At 36.0% G+C, this 18,992-nt stretch carries 21 protein-coding genes; 10 read left to right on the top strand and 11 right to left on the bottom strand.

The features are described 5' to 3' along the window. Positions 1-7: 7 nt before the first annotated feature. The gene (locus tag ACLU24_RS02765) at positions 8-1,693 is read right to left on the bottom strand and encodes an ArnT family glycosyltransferase (protein WP_412610157.1); all 1,686 of its coding nucleotides are present in this window, start codon (positions 1,691-1,693) and stop codon (positions 8-10) included. A gap of 426 nt (positions 1,694-2,119) precedes the next feature. Here ACLU24_RS02765 and ACLU24_RS02760 point away from each other — a divergent pair, with 426 nt between their 5' ends. Further along, positions 2,120-2,407 (top strand): helix-turn-helix domain-containing protein, encoded by a 288-nt coding sequence (locus ACLU24_RS02760; RefSeq protein WP_412610156.1) that lies wholly within the window; start codon positions 2,120-2,122, stop codon positions 2,405-2,407. Positions 2,408-2,638: 231 nt separating this feature from the next. Here ACLU24_RS02760 and ilvD read toward each other — a convergent pair whose 3' ends face one another. Then, the gene (ilvD, locus tag ACLU24_RS02755; protein ID WP_412610155.1) at positions 2,639-4,306 is read right to left on the bottom strand and encodes a dihydroxy-acid dehydratase; all 1,668 of its coding nucleotides are present in this window, start codon (positions 4,304-4,306) and stop codon (positions 2,639-2,641) included. Positions 4,307-4,556: 250 nt separating this feature from the next. On the opposite strand from ilvD, the gene ACLU24_RS02750 reads away from it, so the two are divergent. Continuing rightward, positions 4,557-5,411 (top strand): GDSL-type esterase/lipase family protein, encoded by an 855-nt coding sequence (locus tag ACLU24_RS02750; RefSeq protein WP_412610154.1) that lies wholly within the window; start codon positions 4,557-4,559, stop codon positions 5,409-5,411. Positions 5,412-5,665: 254 nt separating this feature from the next. After that, positions 5,666-6,400: a hypothetical protein gene (locus ACLU24_RS02745; RefSeq protein ID WP_412610153.1), complete on the top strand. Its 735-nt coding sequence runs from the start codon at positions 5,666-5,668 to the stop codon at positions 6,398-6,400. Positions 6,401-6,546: 146 nt separating this feature from the next. On the opposite strand, the gene ACLU24_RS02740 is transcribed toward ACLU24_RS02745, so the two are convergent. The 8 genes from ACLU24_RS02740 to ACLU24_RS02705 form a co-directional block, all read right to left on the bottom strand. Further along, entirely contained in the window at positions 6,547-7,737 is a 1,191-nt protein-coding gene (locus ACLU24_RS02740) for a hypothetical protein (RefSeq protein WP_412610152.1), read from the bottom strand. A gap of 14 nt (positions 7,738-7,751) precedes the next feature. Beyond that, the gene (locus ACLU24_RS02735) at positions 7,752-8,669 is read right to left on the bottom strand and encodes a Tim44 domain-containing protein (protein WP_412610151.1); all 918 of its coding nucleotides are present in this window, start codon (positions 8,667-8,669) and stop codon (positions 7,752-7,754) included. Between the two features lie 28 nt (positions 8,670-8,697). Then, positions 8,698-9,621, bottom strand: a complete 924-nt coding sequence (locus ACLU24_RS02730; RefSeq protein ID WP_412610150.1) for a TIM44-like domain-containing protein — start codon at positions 9,619-9,621, stop codon at positions 8,698-8,700. A 20-nt stretch (positions 9,622-9,641) separates the two neighbouring features. Continuing rightward, positions 9,642-10,622, bottom strand: coding sequence for a TIM44-like domain-containing protein (locus ACLU24_RS02725; RefSeq protein ID WP_412610149.1), 981 nt, complete (start codon positions 10,620-10,622; stop codon positions 9,642-9,644). Between the two features lie 21 nt (positions 10,623-10,643). Continuing rightward, positions 10,644-11,615, bottom strand: coding sequence for a TIM44-like domain-containing protein (locus tag ACLU24_RS02720; RefSeq protein ID WP_412610148.1), 972 nt, complete (start codon positions 11,613-11,615; stop codon positions 10,644-10,646). Positions 11,616-11,631: 16 nt separating this feature from the next. Further along, positions 11,632-12,348: a TIM44-like domain-containing protein gene (locus ACLU24_RS02715; RefSeq protein WP_412610147.1), complete on the bottom strand. Its 717-nt coding sequence runs from the start codon at positions 12,346-12,348 to the stop codon at positions 11,632-11,634. 91 nt (positions 12,349-12,439) lie between these two features. Continuing rightward, complete coding sequence (locus ACLU24_RS02710; protein WP_412610146.1) at positions 12,440-14,047, bottom strand: recombinase family protein; 1,608 nt, start codon at positions 14,045-14,047, stop codon at positions 12,440-12,442. Between the two features lie 178 nt (positions 14,048-14,225). Next, positions 14,226-14,657, bottom strand: coding sequence for a sigma factor-like helix-turn-helix DNA-binding protein (locus ACLU24_RS02705; protein WP_412610145.1), 432 nt, complete (start codon positions 14,655-14,657; stop codon positions 14,226-14,228). A gap of 355 nt (positions 14,658-15,012) precedes the next feature. On the opposite strand from ACLU24_RS02705, the gene ACLU24_RS02700 reads away from it, so the two are divergent. Together ACLU24_RS02700 and ACLU24_RS02695 are read left to right on the top strand one after the other, a co-directional pair. Next, positions 15,013-15,357 (top strand): plasmid mobilization protein, encoded by a 345-nt coding sequence (locus ACLU24_RS02700; RefSeq protein WP_412610144.1) that lies wholly within the window; start codon positions 15,013-15,015, stop codon positions 15,355-15,357. Continuing rightward, positions 15,306-16,679 (top strand): relaxase/mobilization nuclease domain-containing protein, encoded by a 1,374-nt coding sequence (locus ACLU24_RS02695; RefSeq protein WP_412610143.1) that lies wholly within the window; start codon positions 15,306-15,308, stop codon positions 16,677-16,679. Before ACLU24_RS02700 ends, ACLU24_RS02695 begins: the two co-directional genes overlap by 52 nt. On the opposite strand, the gene ACLU24_RS02690 is transcribed toward ACLU24_RS02695, so the two are convergent. Next, the gene (locus ACLU24_RS02690) at positions 16,680-17,141 is read right to left on the bottom strand and encodes a hypothetical protein (protein WP_412610142.1); all 462 of its coding nucleotides are present in this window, start codon (positions 17,139-17,141) and stop codon (positions 16,680-16,682) included. It abuts the gene before it with no gap. Between the two features lie 169 nt (positions 17,142-17,310). Here ACLU24_RS02690 and ACLU24_RS02685 point away from each other — a divergent pair, with 169 nt between their 5' ends. The 5 genes from ACLU24_RS02685 to vapD are packed head-to-tail and all read left to right on the top strand — an operon-like array spanning position 17,311 to position 18,977. Then, positions 17,311-17,541, top strand: a complete 231-nt coding sequence (locus ACLU24_RS02685) for a hypothetical protein (RefSeq protein ID WP_412610141.1) — start codon at positions 17,311-17,313, stop codon at positions 17,539-17,541. A 14-nt stretch (positions 17,542-17,555) separates the two neighbouring features. Further along, on the top strand, positions 17,556-17,714 hold the full coding sequence (locus ACLU24_RS02680) for a hypothetical protein (protein ID WP_412610140.1): 159 nt from the start codon (positions 17,556-17,558) through the stop codon (positions 17,712-17,714). Continuing rightward, a complete protein-coding gene (locus tag ACLU24_RS02675) occupies positions 17,711-18,109 on the top strand; it encodes a hypothetical protein (protein WP_412610139.1) in 399 nt (132 codons plus the stop codon). The genes ACLU24_RS02680 and ACLU24_RS02675 overlap by 4 nt, the downstream gene beginning before the upstream one ends. 53 nt (positions 18,110-18,162) lie before the next feature. Then, positions 18,163-18,495 carry a hypothetical protein gene (locus ACLU24_RS02670; RefSeq protein WP_412610138.1) on the top strand — a complete coding sequence of 111 codons (333 nt, stop codon included), beginning with the start codon at positions 18,163-18,165 and terminating at the stop codon, positions 18,493-18,495. Beyond that, a complete protein-coding gene (gene vapD / locus ACLU24_RS02665; RefSeq protein WP_412610137.1) occupies positions 18,492-18,977 on the top strand; it encodes a VapD family protein in 486 nt (161 codons plus the stop codon). Before ACLU24_RS02670 ends, vapD begins: the two co-directional genes overlap by 4 nt. Positions 18,978-18,992 lie beyond the last annotated feature (15 nt).

Below are 18,992 nucleotides of genomic sequence, written 5' to 3'. Positions count from 1 at the left end.
TTTAATCTTATATTCCAATCAAAGTATAGGTTATTGCAGACGATATGCAGAAACAAACTGTAATTGCACAAACTGCAATTCGGAATACTTTTACTGATTTTGTTTTTTTGCCAAGAGTTTTTGTCAGCCATAGGCCTATAAACACTGCACCGACTGTTATTAGCGGCACAACATATCTCACATTCTGAGTACAAGTAAATGGAAATTTGAAACAGAATATATAATAAGAGGCTAAAATTATAGCGGTAAGAGTTGCAAAGAAAACCTTAAAGGCAGGTTTCATACTCTTTTTTCTGATAAGCATATAAATAATTGCAATAAAGCCAAGCAAAGCAAGCACTACGCCAGACCAAAAAAGAACGATTCCGCTATATTTTATTTCAGGATAATAAGTATCGTTGATAACCTCATCAAACATAGCAGTTTTAAAGAGAGCAATAGTTGGGTTATACTCAAAATATTTTCCCGAATAGAATACAAATTGAGTATATACGCTTTCAAACTGGCTGAAATTGAAATCAAAAAGCCTATCAAGAACGCTATAATTACCGATATACTGAGAACTTGTTTTTGAAAGCTCCGGAACATAAGTAAACGGAACCTTATACATAAGATAGTTTCTTACACTCCAAAAAAGTCCAATAGGTATACTTACGACCCCAAAAGCAAGCATCTGAAGAATAAGCTTTTTAAATTTATCTCTATTTTGTATAAGTACAATAATAAAAACTATGGCAACCGCAGGAGCAACCATCCAAACAGAAAGCTTTGTAAGCATTCCTAAACCTATGCACAAGGCTATTTTTAATATGTTTTTTATGGTTTGATTTTTATACCACACAAGTGTATTTAAAATCGCCCCAAGCATAAATGCCACTGAAAGAATATCGTTATTTACGCTTCCTGCAAGAATTATAAAAGTCGGATGAAAAGCAACTATCGCAAAAGCTACGATAAGTCCTGTTCTTCTTAATCTGAGTTCCTGCATAATCCTATAAGAGAGATACATAGATATGCTTGAATAGAAAAGCGAGAGATATTGCAGGCCCTCATATGATGCTTCAGTAGCTATGCCAAGATTACTCTGTATTTTTAGCCAAATAGCCGCAATAAAATGATGCAGCGGCGGATGATAGAACTGCCAGTGCATTCTAACATCAAAATCCGGTAAATACCAATGATTTAATATGTAGAGTATATATGCGGCGTGTCCTCTTGAAGCACCATCAAAGTTTTCGACATCGTGCTGTCTTTGATGAACTGTTGTATATAGCACATATGCAAGCTTGAGTGCAAAAGCAAGTATAAAAAGTATCATAATAACTTTTTTTGTATCAAGCGTATCATTTATATAGCAATATAAACCATAAATTACCGCAAGAAATACTGCAAAGAGAAAAAGAAAAGCTCCTGATTTCTGTTGTATAGATATTATGCAATAGCCTATAAAAAATAGGATTGCATAACCTGATGATTTAACTGCTGTCACCTTAAATTTTTCATCAGTTTTACTCTGACTGAATGTTATGATTATAATAAAAAATATAACGCATAATAGAAAAATTATTCCTGTACCTGAAAAGGGTTTAGTACCAAAAATAACTGCTGAGCAAAGACAGATAAGTCCCAACATCAAAATGGGATGTTTTGCAAGATTAAAAGATTTATGCTCGTTTTTTATAGTATCACCCATATAGTTTCTCCTGTCTGAAATTTACTGTTAAAATTGCTCAATCAATCTATATTTTATCATATTTGGCATAATTAGTCAAATAATAATGATGTATTTTTTTATAGTTTTTTTTGAAAATCAAATTAAATAATATTATATCAGCAGCAAAAACTAAAATAATTGTCAATCACAAATTTTTTAAAGTTGATTGTAAAATATTTTTGAATATTTTAAAATTACTATTGCAAATTCAGAATTATTTGATATAATAATTATATTAGATGTGTTTTCAAATACTTTCGATTTTGTTTATAAGGCCTTTAATTTCTGAGAGTCTTTGAAACATGTAATATAACAATCATACAATTACATTAATATTATGCAAAAGTATTTTTAAATTTAATATAGTGTAATTGTAAAATACTTTAGTGAAATGGGGAAAAACTGATGTTAAATGTAAGAATTCGTGAATTAAGATCCGCAAGAAATATTACTCAAGTAGAGCTTGCAAGAAGCTTATCTGTTTCCAAGCAGAGCATCTCTAACTGGGAGAATGACAACATCCTTCCTTCAATCGAAATGCTCGTTAAGATTGCTGATTTCTTCTCAGTAAGCACAGATTATCTTCTCGGTCTTGACGATAAGAAGTATCTCTTGATTTCCGGTCTTAACGAGGAGCAGATTGCTCACATTCAACAGTTGGTTGATGATATCGCAGTTAATAACCAAAAGTAATTTCGTTTGTTATTAATCAACTGAAAATCTGATTTAATTTCCGCTTTATCAGATTTTTTAAAAACACTTTAAAGGCCTGAATAAAAACAACATAAGGAACGCTACAGCTTATAAGAATGTAAGTTGTAGCGTTTTTTGTTATATTGACTTATACCTAATAAAGTTATATTAATACAAAAAGCACACACAATTCTTAGCCCGAACCGTGTGTGCAATCTAAAATATAAAATCTTATTTCTTTACTTCGAGAACAGCTCCCCTGTTACCTGATGTTACGAGAGAAGCGTATCTTGCGAGATAGCCTGTTGTAATCTTAGGTTCTCTTGGTGTCCAAGCTTTACGGCGTTCTGCAAGCTCTTCGTCAGAAAGACGAACATTAATTGTATTTGCAGGAATATCAATATCTATAATATCGCCATTCTTGATGAGAGCAATGTTTCCACCAACAGCAGCCTCAGGTGATACATGGCCGATAGCCGCACCACGAGTTGCACCAGAGAAGCGTCCGTCTGTGATGAGGGCAACTGTGCTGCCAAGTCCTCTACCCATAATAGCAGATGTAGGATTGAGCATTTCACGCATACCAGGACCACCCTTAGGGCCTTCATAACGAATGACAACAACATCACCGTCTACGATTTCACCGCCATTGATAGCAGCCATAGCGTCCTCTTCGCAATCATAAACCTTTGCCGGACCTGAATGTACAAGCATTTCAGGAGCAACAGCAGAACGCTTAACAACGCATGAATCAGGAGCAAGGTTTCCCTTGAGAACTGCGATACCGCCGGTCTTTGAATAAGGATTATCAGAATGACGAATAACATCAGTATTCTTATTGACAGCATTTGCAATGTTTTCTGCAACAGTCTTACCTGTGCAAGTGATAATGTCAGTCTTGAGCAAGCCAAGCTTGTCAATTTCTTTCATAACAGCGTAGATACCGCCTGCCTCGTTAAGCTCTTCCATATAGTGACTACCGGCAGGAGCAAGATGACAAATATTAGGTGTCTTTTCACTGATTGCGTTGGCCATATCAAGGTCAAGCTCAATGCCACATTCGTGAGCTATAGCCGGAAGATGGAGCATAGAGTTTGTACTGCAGCCAAGAGCCATATCCATTGTGAGAGCATTTTTGAATGCGTCAAGTGTCATAATATCACGAGGTTTAATATCCTTGCGGAGAAGCTCCATGACCTGCATACCTGCGTGTTTAGCAAGCTGAATTCTCTCTGAATATACAGCAGGAATAGTACCATTGCCACGAAGTCCCATACCGAGAACCTCTGTAAGGCAGTTCATAGAGTTAGCTGTATACATACCTGAGCAAGAGCCACAGGTTGGACAGACTTTGTTCTCAAATTCCTCAAGCTTTTCAGCGGAGATTTTTCCTGCATTATAAGCGCCAACAGCCTCAAACATACTTGAAAGGCTTCTCTTGCAGCCATCAACAAGACCAGCAAGCATAGGACCGCCACTGACAAAGATAGTTGGAATATTAACACGGGCAGCAGCCATAAGTAAGCCCGGAACATTCTTATCACAGTTAGGAACCATAACAAGAGCGTCTAAACCGTGAGCCATAGCCATAGCCTCTGTTGAATCTGCGATAAGGTCACGGGTTACAAGGGAATACTTCATGCCCTCATGTCCCATAGCAATACCGTCACATACGGCAATAGCCGGAAAAACAACAGGAGTACCGCCAGCCATAGCGACGCCCTGCTTAACAGCATCTACGATTTTGTCTATGTTCATATGGCCCGGAACGATTTCGTTATATGAACTTACGATACCGACAAGAGGCTGTGCGATTTCTTCGTTAGTCATACCGAGTGCGTGGAGGAGCGACCTTCTCGGAGCCCAGTCAACGCCATTATTAAGCTTATCACTTTTCATTTGGATAACCTACTTTCTTAAATGAAATTCATAGATATATTATAATCTTTTTTTATGTAGGTGTCAACGAAAGCTTCATAATATCACTATGACAATGTTAGTAAAGTTATTTGCAAAAATGTTTCTTTACCTAATAAATGTTAAATTTTGGTATATGATTTATTTTGCTAAATTGTACCTTTATCTGTTGATTTATCATAGAAGTGGGTGTATAATTTTCTGAGAGAATTTAAATAAAGGTGTGCGTATAATGAAAAAATCCCTTGCAGTAATTTTTGCTATGGCTATATTGCTTTCACTTGTCGGCTGTGGTAAAGATAATCCAGAAAGCTCAAGCCCGAATACAGAAAGCAAAATTGAATCTAAAGTAGAATCAAAGGCGGAGTCTAAGACAGAATCCAAAGCTGAATCAAAGACGGAATCTAAGAACGAGTCAAAGGCTGAATCAAAATCGGAGTCTAAGACCGAGTCAAAAACAGAATCTAAAGCTGAAAAGCTTCCTGCTAACAGCGTAAACAACAAAACTAAAATTCCTGAAACGAATATTACCTTTAATAGTAGCTTTGCCTTTTTAGGAAATTCGCTTTTCGGAGATTTAGAAGAGTATAATCTTGTGGATAAGGCAGATGTTTATTCATATATCGGAATGAATGTTGCAACAGTTTTTGACCAAAAGCTTGATAACCACAAAAAGCCTATGCTTGATGAAATGTTCTCTAAGGATTATAAAAATATTTTTATAATGTTTGGCGTTAATGAGGTTGGCTGGTCTTATCCTGATATTTTTACCGATGATTACGCAGAACTTGTTGATGAAATACATACAAATCTACCTAATGCAAATATATATTTACTTTCTATTACGCCGATAACCCAAAGCCTTGAAGCTAAAGGCGAGGACGGAATGAATACCAAAAATATTGCAAAATTCAATACAATGATAAAAAATATTGCGAAAGAACATAATGCCGTCTATCTTGATGTCAATAGCTATCTTAGGAATGAATATGGTTATCTTGATGAGGACGATTCTCCGGACGGCTACCATCTTCAGCCCAATGCATATTTAAGAATGGTTAATGCTATAAAATATCTAATCGCATAATAAATAATAAAATATCAACATAAAAAGCCATAGTTCTTTATTTGAGAGCTATGGCTTTTTATTATAGATTTCGAAATTCGTACAGTATGTCGCTTTCTGTGAAGAGCAACAAGGATGTTACCCTTGACCTACAAGCCTTTAAAAAATCCCAAATAAAATTTTACAACAAGCCATCTCCCCACTTAGCAAATTCTATATTGACTTTTATAAAATCATATATTATAATATTAAAAATACAATATGGAGGTAATAAAATGTTTCGTGAAAATAATATGTTCAAAAAATCAGTGATTTTGTCCACAGCACTATTATGTACAATAGGGGTATTCACAGCTTGTTCAAGCGGAAATGAGAATTCAAGCTCTGTTTCTCAGTCAAGTAATGTTGTATCTAATGAAAATGTGTCTACGGTTTCGAGTGAGGAAAAATCCTTGATTTCAAGTGAAGCTGTATCAGAGTCAAGTGAGGCAAGTCAGTTTGAGTATAAGGTACCATCGAGTTTAAATGATGATTATACATCATACACATTCAGATTTCAGGGAGATATTTATACGATGCCGATGCCAGTGTCGGAACTTACCAAAAACGGCTGGACTATTGTAGCTCAAAATGATAGCATAAAAGCGGGTCAAGAAGCACTTTTAGGCTTATGTGTAACGAAAGATGATATGGAGTTCCTATTTAATGTTAAAAATTTTACGGATAAGACGATTAGTGCCAAGGATGCAATGGCAACAAGCGTTTATATTAACAGCACACTTAATAAAAATGTAGATTTTGAATTGTCTGGGGGTATTAAGTTTGGAATGAGCGAATCTGAGCTTCTAAAGATTGTGGGTGCAGAAAACTTACAGAAGAACGATACTCCGACAGGTTGTGAGTATATGTATAATAGTCGTCAAACACAAGGGTATAAGGGATATACTTTTATTTTTGACAAAACCGGAAAATTCGTGGAGATAAATATGAACAAGACCGTTCTTGATTGAGTCCAAAGCTATTAGAAAACAAACACTAACCTTTAGAGATGTGATGAGGGTACTTGAATACTTCAAGTACCCTCATATTTTATATTATCATTGTCTTAACTGCGGAATCACTCCCCCGCTTCTTGCCCTGTGCAGTCACATATCCACTAAAATTTTACATTGTGGATTATTACGCCACGATTATCAACAGGCGTTTTATTCCTTATGTATTCATCAATATCCGAAAGTACCCAAGAAAATTCGCTTACCTTAATGACACTTCCGCAAAATTCACAGCGTCCTGCATTAAGTGCTGTTACCTCTGCACCACAGTTCGGACAAATAACTGTCTGTATGCCGCCCTTAATCTTTGTCTTTTGGTCAAGCGTAAATCTTCTCATAAATTTAAGCTGATAAACTGTTTTCATATCCTCTGAGATACTTCCCTCAATAGGAATATTTGAATTTCTGCGTGTATCGAGAACATAATGTCTATGAACAGATGTCAGATATATTGTGAGATATTCAAATCCGGATTCTCTCTCATATTTATTCAGAAAGCAGCCTAAAAGAGAATAAATCTTATAGACATCTTTGCGGTTTTTCTTAATGTTATCCTCAAAGAGCGAACGCATCTTATTATATAAGTCATCACTTACAAATATTCTCGCCGCCTCCATATTGCCAATCGTCCAAGCGTCCCAAAATATTCTGAAACACTTCTTTCCCCATTCGATAAATTCAAGCGAATTAAAAGTAGGGTCTGTACTTTGCAGAAATACCATAATCTCGCTTGTATAGTTATTTGGAGAAATATATGGTGAAGGCTTTTGCTTCGGATTAGCAAAAGATTCCGGGTGGAAATTCTGAGGAGTAAAGCCGTCACGAATAAGATTTTCGTCTTCAATCTCATTGATTTTAAGATAATCATCTATACTCTTAGGATTTTTCTTTGCCTTGATAAAATAATAAGAAAAAATAGCAATTATTCCAATAGTAATAGCAACTAATATATATGGAATCGCAGGTGCAAGAACAGTAAAACCTAAGAATATAATATCCTCATCACTTGCCTTTCCCTTTGGGCGAATGCCAAAATTCTTTACATAAAGCTCAGTATAATTTATATATATATATAAGAAATATCCTATGGCTATACCAAAAATTATAATACAGGCAGCAGCGAAAATATGAACTTCTTTCTTCTGCTTTTCTTTTCTTGCCTGAATAACATCTTCATCTTCATCAGCTATTGCCTGATTATATTCGTGAAGTCTTTTATTAAGCTCATCATAAGCAAGTCCGTCAAGAGATTCAGGACTTATATTATCGTATTCATCATTATCAAAAAAACCCATTTCAAATTCTCCTTTTAAGTTATTCTGAATATTCCAGACATACCGAGGTCTGTTCCGATTTGAGTTTTTCTTATTGCGGAAATTCTCCAGCTTGACTTTGTTGTTTTGACAGTTTGACCACAGAATCTACATTTTCCGGCAATAACCGAATCAATATTAGAACCACAGTTCGGACACTGACAGCTTGAAACACCTGTGCCTATAAAACTTTTTTCTCCAAGTTTACGCCTAAGTGTCATACTATAAATAATAAAGTTATCCATATATTTATTACCGTGAATAGAATCTCCTGTTACAATATCTTCTATATATTCAACAGCTTTAGCTTTTATGTAAAGGCTTGCATATTCAAATTTATCATTATATTCATATCGATAGATATAATCTGTTTGAAAGTTTATTCTGTTGCATATATGAGCAATGCCCTTTTCAATATCGTCTTCAATTATTTTTTTATCATCAAAGAATATATCTTCTGTAGTAAGGTCTTCTATAAGTTTAAGATTTCTCTCGCCAAAAGCGTCTTTATATGCTATAAAATAGTTTTCCGCAAACCATATAAATCTATCTCCGCTGAAATTTTTATCGTTCTTGCGAATTTCATTAGCGATTTGCTCTGTTAAATTCTTTGGTTCACCGAAGTTATGAGAATTTACCTGAGCCATTTGTTTATCTCTTTCACGAATAAATCTCTCACCGGCATTATCGTCTTTGGTTTTTTGGTACTGATATTTTATAAAATAATATCCACCAACAGCAATAAATACCATTAACAAAATCCAAATGCCAGAAAGGTCGTTTGATGATGAAGAAGAACTGCGATTAACATATCTTGTCATATCAGATATTTCATAACTTGAAGCATACGCACTAAGACTGAATGTTCCTATGCAAAGAATTATAATAAGTACAGATAAAATTTTTCTTTTCATACACTACCCTCTGATTTTAATTTTTTAATCAAAATCTATTGTTATTATTAAAAACTACACCGCTGATATCATCAACAAAATTATTATCAACAGGCTCAAATTTTGTGAGAATCCAGTCGGATTTTTCAGCTTGAGTGATACTTTCGCCATTCATAATTGTAGTTTTTACACCGTTAGTTTTTGTGAAGGTCATCTGATAAATAGTATCAAAAACTTCTTCTTTTTTACCAGTAATAATGCTGCCAGATGCTTCATCTACAATATAATCATTCATAGTTGCTCTGATACTTACAATAAGACTTTCAGAATTTTCGTCTACAAGCAGTTTATGAAGGTAAGCGTCTATAATATTTATATTGTCCTTAACCTCTATTCTGCCAAGACTAATAAGCTCCTGTATCTTAGCATTATGCTGTTCAAAAAGCTCTTGAGATTCAAGTGTATAAATTTTTTGCCAATCTCTCTGTGAAAAAGCATTTTCAAGAGTTAAAAAGATATTTTTAGCCCAATTAAGAAATTTTTCCATATCGAAATTCTTATCTTTTTGTTTGAGATATACAGCAATTTGCATATTAGAATTATGTGGAAACATCGGCGGAATATTGCTATAAACCTTTGTCGATTCCTTCTTCTTTCTCTTAAAAGCTATAAATATAAAGGCAAGCACTGCAAGAACCGCTACCGAATATATTATTGCAACAGCTATATTTCCGGCTATACCCGAATCACTTGAAGTGGTGGTTGAGCCCCCTATATATGAACGGCTACGATAACGAGAGCGGGAACGATGACGGCGAGTCTGGGAAAAATGATAGTCAGTAGTAGGTTGATTATCATTTTCATAGTTATTGTTTACATAGGCAGGCAACTCATAATATGCCTCAGCAACCATTGTTGTGGAAAGTGAAAATATCACTATTATAGAAAAAACTATAGTAAAAATTTTTTTCATATTATTACGATTTACTCCAATCAATCTTTATTATCCTTTTGTCCCTCATCTAAAAGAACTATACAATTTTTATAAGACTCACGAGAGCTTGAACTATCTATATGTATATCAGAGATAGTCCACTTTATGATACTACCACAATATATACATTTTCCAAAACTATTAAGTTTGAATTTCGCACCACAGAAAGGACAAGTATTATCACTCGAATTTTCTCGTCTACACCTTGTCAGAGTAATGCAATATCTTGGGTTTATATTTCCTATACATTTTTTAATAGTTAATAAATCATCATTAGAATTTTTATTATTTCGCTTTCTTTTAGAAGGTGTATTATGTTTTTTTATCTCAACAAAAGAATTTAATAATTTATTTGCATTATCCTTATCAAAAAGTTTTGTCCATGCTACACCTTGAACTTGAAATTGGGCATCAATCAAAACAGATAAATGCTCTGTTTCTTTATCACGAACATATTTAGTCAGCTTAACCTTTTGTACTTCTATTTTTCTAATGCAATCTTTTTCTCCTATATGGATATATTCATTTAGCCAAGACTCGTGCGAGGCGAATGCTTCGTCGGTTTCAATAGAGCGGATTGTTTTTAAATCAAACTGGCTCAATGCTTTTTCTCTAAGAATAAATATATCTTTTATATATTTAATTAGACCTTCAGCATCAAATGATTCATCATTTTTTTTCATAAAATCAAGAATTTTTGAAGTGCTTCTATCATGAGTAACAATCATTAACAAGCAAATTAATAACGCAATTATAGCAGGTGCAAAAGCCAGCAAAAAAAATTCTAAATCACTATCTATTGTAGAATCATGGCTAGAATAACCGCCACCAAAATGACCGCCACCTCCGCCACCTCCGCCACCACCATAGTCATGATGGTTACCAACATCAAGTGGAAGGTTATAATATGCCTCAGCAACCATTGTTATAGAAAGTGAAAATACCACTATGAACAAAATAACTGCAAAAAATTTTTTCAATTTCACATACCCCTATTGGTTTCAATTATTGATGAAAACTACTCCTCGTGTATCATCAACGAAATTTTCATCAACAGACTCAAGATTTGAGAGAACCCAGTTAAATTCGCCAGAATGAATAACACTTCCGCAATATTGGCATTTGCCAGCACTTGAAGATTCAACCTCCGCACCACAATGCGGACAAATACTTACAATTCTACCCTTCACAATATTTGTTTTAATTCCCTTGCGTCTTGTAAAGGTCATCTGATAGATAGTATCAAAGACCTCATATTTATCGCCTGCGATTACCTTGCCTGATTTTTCATCTATTATATAATCGTTCATAGTTGCTCTAAGACTTACTATAAGATGTTCATAATTTTCGTCTATACCAAATTTATGTAGATAAGCGTCTATTATTTGAATGTTATCCATAACATTTATTCTGCCAAGACGAATGAATTCTTGTAGTTGTATATTATGCTGTTCAAAAAGCTCTTCTTTTTCGAGAGTACGGATTTTTTCCCAATCTCGCTCTGTCCAAGCAGCCTGTAAGGCAATAAATACTTTCTTAGCCCACGAAAGAAACTTTTCCGTATCGAAATTCTCATCATTTTGCTTAATAAATTCAGTAATTTGCTCTGTAGCATTATATGGGAACATCGGCGGAATATTCTTATATGTCTTCGCTTTTCGGGAGGAAGTTGACGGAGACTTAACAAAATATATAACAAGTGAGATAAATATTATAAATATTGAAGCACATAAAATTATTGCGCCTACATCATCTAAATTATCACCCGAACTGCTTCCACCAGTTGTTGTGTGAGAACGAGAACGAGAACGGGAACGAGAGGAACGGTGAGAACCACCACCGCTAAATCTATGATGGTTACCCGCATCAAGAGGAAGATTATAGTATGCATCAACGGCTAATGCCGTAGGCATAGAGAACGCAACTATTGCTGAAAGGATAATGGCAAGAATTTTCTTTCTTATATTTTTCATTTTTTTACACCTCAAATTAAAATTGGTTTGTACCATCAAGAAAAATTATGCCACGATTATCATTTACGAAATTCTCATCAACAGATTCGAAATTTAAAAGAACCCAGTTAAATTCATCTGTATAAATAATACTTCCACAATATTCACATTTACCGGCATTTTCAGACCTGACCGTAGCACCGCAGTTAGGACAAATATTCATAACAAAGCCATTGACCATATTAGTTTTAATACCACTACTTCTTGTAAAGGTAAGCAGATAGATATTATCAATAACTTTCTTTTTATTACCTATAATAACCTTACCGGATTTTTCATCTATAACATAGTTATTCATAGTTACACGCATACTTACAGTTAGATTTTGAAAGTTATTGTCAACTACAAGCTTATGTAAATAAGCGTCTATAATATCTATATTTTCAATAACATTTATCCTGCCAAGGCGAATATACTCTTGCAGCTGTTTATTATGCTGTTCAAAAAGTTCTTCTTTTTCAAAGGCACGAATTTTTTCCCAATCTCTCCGAGTCCAAGCAATTTGCACTGTACAAAATATTCTTTTAGTCCATTCAAGAAATTTTTGGACATCAAATTTTTTATCATTTTCTTTAATGAATGAAGAAATTGAAGCAGTAAAATCATATGGAATCATTTTTTCAGGAAATTTTTTCAATTTGGGCTTAGAATTTGATTTCTTTATATTGCTGATAACTGCTCTTAAAATGGCCAAAATAATAAAAATACATGCAATAGCTGTAACAATAGTCAAAATACGATTAATATTTTCATTAAATATTGAATTAGAATTACTGTTAATTGTTTTAGCGAAGCACATCTTCACTTAACAAACCAATCCCTCTAAAGTAGATTTTAGGTTGACGCTTGCCGTCAGCCTTTTTTTCTTGGCTAATAACGATATGGTCAATAAAGTCCTCAACTATCTCCTTTGTCAGCTCTCCGATTTCGCCTTTTGTGCAATAGCTGTCAATTACATCAAAAAAACCCTTCATAGCTTCTCTTGTTTTACCGAGTTCCGCTATTTTCTTGTTGCAGTCTAAGATTTTTGCCGTCAGGCTTTTTTGCTCTGAACAGTATTCGGAAGAAAGCTTCTGAAAAATTTCAAGAGAAATATTTCCCTTCACCTTGTCCTCATACAATGATTTAATGATCTGATCTATCTCGTCTGTTCTTTTTTGTGCGGACGAGATTTCTTTTTTTATTTCAGCCTGTGTCAGTCCGTTTTGTTTTGTAAACTCAGAGGATATGATCTTCTGAAATTCTTCGGGACTTTTTCTTGCTGTTTCCAAAAGCTGATTGATCATTTTCAGAACAATATCTGCAAGAACCTTTTCGATGATGTAGTGAGAAGTGCAGGAACGTTCTCTTATGGTAAGTGCCTTGCGATAGGTGGAGCAAACATACGCTGCCGGATGATAATTCCGTGAACGTATAATCAACATTCTCCTGCCGCAGTCTGAGCAGTATGCTTCTTCAAAAAGCACAGGGGTTTCAATAATTGCTCTGCGGCGTTTTTTACTCCTGAGTTGCTGCACTTTGTCAAAGAGTTCTCTGCTGATAATTGCTTCATGTGTGTCCTCAAAAATCTTTATATCTTCGGGACTGTTCTTGACAATGATTTTGCTGCACAGTCCCTTCTTGCGATAGCGGAAGTTAACAGTGTCACCGCAGTATTCCTGTTTGCTCAGAATTTGCGAAACTGTTTGTGCTGACCAAAGATACGGATTGCGTTCTGCAACGCTACCTTCTTTAGCTTTGCCTTTGTACGCTGTAGGATTTTTTATCCCGTTAGCAAAAAGATAATTTGCAATCTGCTGTACACCTTTTCCGCTTGCACATAACTCAAAAATTTTCCTGACAACCGAAGCTGCTTCTTCATCGATTATCCATTGACCGTATTCGTCTTTTTTATAGCCATAGATTGCCCTCGTGGTCAATCGTTGTCCTGCGTTACCTTTGCTTTCTATTACAGCCTTTTGCTTTTTGGCTATGTCCTTTGCATAGAAGTCATTGATCAGATTATGGAACGGTGCAAATTCATTCGTTCCGTTGATACTGTCAACATTGTCGGTTATGGAAATAAACCTGATGTTGTGTTCTAAGAAAAACTTCTCTGTGTAGTATCCTACCTGATAGTAATTTCTTCCCAATCGGGACAAGTCTTTGACAATTACCGCACCGACAATCTGACTTTCGATATCCTCAATCATTCTCTGAAAATCAGGGCGATCAAAGTTTGTTCCCGAAAAGCCATCGTCAACATAGAATTGACAATTTCCCAAGCCGTTAGTAGCTGCATATTCCTCAAGAATTTGCTTTTGGTGGATTATGCTGTTACTGTCACCTTGCAGCTCATCGTCTGAGGACAGACGAGCATAAAGTGCAGTGATTTTGTATTGTCCTGTTTGCATTCACATTACTCCTTTCCGCAAACAGGCACTAATAACTGAAATTCAGTGGTTTCAATACAATACCATAATCCGCTATAAAATGCAATTGAGGTTGTACAAATTAACGCACAGAGAGAATTACCCCTCTATAAATAAGCCGAAAAAAATGCGAAATCGCACCCCCTAAAAACGCATTTTTCTAAAAATTCAGCGTTTTGCACAAGTTGGAGATTTGTGTATAGTTCGTTATGACCGATTTTCTTAGCTTCTGTAATATGCGTTTTCTCTTTCGGCAATACACCTGTCTGCTTATACCGTGCTTTTTGGCAAGCTTTGTATAATTAACTCTTTCGCCCTCAAAAAAACATTCTGTAATAATCTGATCTTCTTCGGCGGTCAACTCAGCTAATGCACGGTCAAGTGCAAGGTGCATATCTCTTGCAGTTATCATATCCTCTATCAGCGTTGGTGAGCTTTTCTCCTGCATATATCGTTCATCAAATCCGATAATTTTTCGTCTGCCCTTGCCGCCCTCACGTTCGTGCAAAATATATCGTGTTTGGCGATCCAACTGCCGTACTTTCTTTCGGAAATCAGGAGGATAATTTTTTGTATTATTGTTGTCGTTCATTCTTTGTCTAACACTCCTTGCTAAACATCGAACGAACATACAAATGATTGATGTAATAAGAATATCACATTATTTTGTGCAAATCAACGATTTTGAAAATTTTTTCAATTGTTTTGTAAGAATAGGGGTGCGATTTTGGGATTTTTTCGGCTTATTTATAGGAGGGTTTATAAGCCTGCGGTGGAAATAGAGATTTTACGGTTTTCAAGAATAGCAAGCACTGCGAAGTGTCGGACACTTCGCAAAAATGCCCTCCGTTCCGTCAGGCATTGTGCTTGTTAGGGGACAGCCCCTAAGACCCCGTTGCAGCTGACAGATTTTCCGCTAATATCGATTAGCATTTGGAGGTGATTTTTTGAAAAACACAGTAAGTCGAAAAGTAAAAATATCTTTTCGTGTTACGGAGGATGAACGTGACTTCATTCTGAAAAAAGCAAAGCTTGCGGAGAGTCGTTCCACAGGAGCATATCTTCGCAAAATGGCTATCACAGGAGTAATAGTAAATTACGATAATCAAGAATTGAAAAAGTTGCGGAAATCTCTTGTCGGCATACAAAAGAACATCAATCAGATGGCGATCAGAGTTAATGCAACGAGCCGAATGTATGATGATGATTTTGATTATCTGAAAGAGGTGGTAAACGAGATATGGCAGTCACTAACGTCCATCCAATCCGTACTACTCTCTCTAAAGCAATAGCGTATATTATGAATCCCGATAAGACCGAAAAGGGCTTATACATCAACAGCTTCAACTGCTCAGCGGATTTTGAAAAAGCAGCTGAGGAATTTATGCAAATTCGTTTCCTCGGCAGTGGCAGAGGAACAGTGCTTGCACAGCACATCTATCAGTCTTTTCACGGCAAGGAAGTTACACCGGAACAGGCTATAAAAATCGGAGAAGAACTTGCGGAAAAATTTCTGAAAGGGAAGTTTCAGTACATCATTGCTACCCATATTGACAAGGATAATATCCACAATCATATCATCTTCAATAACATCAGCTTTGAGGATTTCAAAAGCTTTGAATATACGGAAAACCGTGGCGGTAAATCGTGGGAGAATTTACGAAATGCCAGTGATGAATTGTGCAGAGAAAACGGTATATCTGTTATCGAAAATCCGCAGGAGAATAAGGGCAAATGTTATTACGAATGGCAGCAGGATACACAGGGAAAATCGTGGAAGTCTAAACTCCGAAATGCGATTGATGAAACGATTATGCAGAGCGAGAGCTTTGATGATTTTCTTGAAAAGATCAGAGCCAAAAATATCGAATGTGTTTACACTCCTCAGAATGTCATCAAGATAAAATTCCGCATGGAAGGTCAAGAAAGATTTTCAAGAGGACGTACTCTCGGATGGTATTATGACGAGCCGCAGATAAGAAAAAGAATTGAGCAATATCTTTTTCTTAAAACGGGTGTCAGTGGACGAAATGTACATACGAAAATCATTGATACATCAAATGAAGTTTTTCGGACTTCCAAAGGCTTGTTGAACTGGGCAGAAATCAAAAATATGCAGGAGGTTTCAAGGCTGATAAACTTTCTTTCTACTCACCAAATCCATAGCGAACATGAGCTTGAAAGCAGAGCAACATCTACATACAACAATCGCATGATTATTGTTACTCAGCTGAACAAAACACAAGGTCTGATTGACGATCTCTCAGACCGTATAAAGCTGCTGAGAGCTTATAAAAAATATAAGCCTGTCTATGACGGTTATCGTCAGAGCGGATTGAGTAAGCGATATAAAAAAGAAAACGCTTCCGCAATAGATAAATACGAAAGCGTTGTTAAAAATCTGACGGAGCTTTATCCTGATAAAAAGCTGCCAAGTATTGAAGCTTTGGAGCGTGAGCGTACAGCCCTGATAGAACAAAGAAAAGAGATGAACGAAAGCTATAAGCGTATTATTGCCGAGCTGAAAGAGATAGAGTTTGCACAGACTTCTCTTAACGAATATCTGAAAACAATCGACCAGACCAAGCAGCGAAACAACGGAACTTTGGAATAGTCATTCCTCTGATTCTGTTTGGGCTTTATCCTTTTGAGCATCCAAAACGTCCTTAACAGCAAGAGAAATTCCATAGTTTATCAGCTCATTAACACTTGCTCCTGTACTTGCGGCAATTTCCTTCAGCTTTGCCCTCTCGCCCTTTTTGACATACACCTTGATAACATCATAGTTTCTTGATACATAATCGTCATGTGGCTTCTGATTTTGCTTTTTGTTATACTGCTCACGGCAGTTATGGCAAACCTTCTGACTGCCGCTTGCACGGATAAAGGGCTTGCCGCAAAACTCGCATATATCAGCCCGACCGACTGTTTTAGTTTCTTCGTTGTTTTTCTTTTTTGCTGTATAGGTTCTTGTGCGGATACGCTGCCGTTCCGCACGGCATTCAACGCAGTAATCAGCATGATTGGCACTACTTTCAAATTCCTTGCCGCACATTTTACAAGTAAAGGTTTTCATATAATTCTCCCTTGTTTTTAATATTATACCTGATTATACCCCACTATTGAGTATAAGTCAAGAAAAAACAAAAATAAAAAAATCTGAAAACGGGTATTGACAATAGTACCACTATGATGTATAATACCACTTGTAAGGCAAATAGAGGAAAAACAGGAGGGAAAGGATTATGAATAATTCAAGAAGAAAGGCTTTGCAGAAAATCTATGCGGCTATTGAAGAAGTAAAGTCAAATTTGGAAACTATTTTTGATGAAGAACAGGAAGCGTTTGAAAACATTCCCGAAAACCTTGAGGGTTCTGAAAGATATGAAGCAGCTGAAAATGCTGTTGACAATCTTGATAATGCCTTTTCAGGTTTAGACGAAGTTTTGGAATACCTTGAGGAGGCAATGGCATAGGAGGTGTTATTTGAATGGCAATTATGTACACAGATCATGGTTGGATAAATGTTAATCTTCCTCCGTTCTGTTCTTTGGAAGATATGTGTCGCAAGCAGGACGAGAAGGATGAAAGAAAATGGCAGGAAGAACACAATAACATATCTCCGGAAGAAAGGACAGAAGAGAAATGAATGTAATCACGAAAATCGGAACAGTAAGCAACATAAGCTACACCTCACGACAGGTTACAGAAGAGGTCAAAGAGGAGTTGCTTTCCTTTACGCTTGAATACGCAGCAGGACAGACAGTTGCCGTCCGGTGCTATGATGACAGCCTTGTTAATGAAATCAGGGGTAAGCTGAAAGACGGCGATAAAGTTACCGTTATCGGCTTGCTGAAAGAAAGTGAGTTTTTCATTGATAAAGATACGGTTATCAGAGGTGTGGGTATTCTCACCGAGGACGATACAGTTTACCCGAAATACTTCGGTAAAGATTTGGCTTTGAAATACCGTCAGCAGGAGCTTAATATGCAGGAGCTACTCAAAGTATCGGAGCAGTTTGCAGACGAGAATGACCCGTTTTAACTTCTGCCCCAGTGGGGCAAAAGTTTGGAACAGAATATTAGGAGGTAGTTTTAATGTTCAGATTTAAAGTAGAAATCCTCTTGAACGAGGAAAAGATTATTGCAGACCATGAATACAAGCCCGAAACGCTTTACACATACATTCGTGATATGTTCAAGCAATATCACCTCAAAGAGGTTCAGACGGATACTCCGAACCATATCATTTTTATTGACAGAGGAACGAACAAGGATTATGGCGGTTTTTGGAATGGTATTTGGGAATTGTATGATCAGGCTTGGTTTAAGAAATACGTTTTGAAATGTCTGTGGTTCGATAAGAACGAGAATGAGCCGGAGGATGTACTTAAAGAAGCTGCTGAGTTTGAAAAGAGAAACAGATTATGAAAAAATACAAAAAAGCCATAAACTTTGATCTGGACACAAAAACTCTGCAAAAAATCTTTCAATCAAAGAATCCGTTTGTTTATATGGAGGGGTATAGACAAATTGGCAGTTTTTTGAAAAGCAACGGTTTTAAGCATAGACAGTGGTCGGGGTATATCTCCAAAGAACCCATGTCGAATACAGAGATAACGGGTATTGTCAGAAAATTGAACAAATCTCTCCCTTGGCTGAAACAATGTGTTCGGAAGTTTGATGTTACAAATATCGGTGAAACATTTGATTTGATGTTCGTTTTCAAACATCAAAAGGTCAAAGCTCCTGCCAAAGAGCAGGACGGTAAGCAGCCTGACAAATCCTCAAAACAACAGCAGCAAGCTGTTTTGTCAGTCAAAGATATAAAGAGAAACACTAAGATCATTTCCGAAAAGGCAACAAATGCTCCGAAAAAAGAGCAGAGCCGAAACAAGGATAATGTTTTGTAAACAGGAGGAATTAAC

It is taken from the genome of Pseudoruminococcus sp. (assembly GCF_047012705.1).
In the GTDB taxonomy this organism is placed as follows: domain Bacteria; phylum Bacillota; class Clostridia; order Oscillospirales; family Acutalibacteraceae; genus Pseudoruminococcus.
The sequence above is the reverse complement of the archived record's forward strand: the minus strand, read 5'-3'. Positions and strand labels throughout refer to the sequence as shown.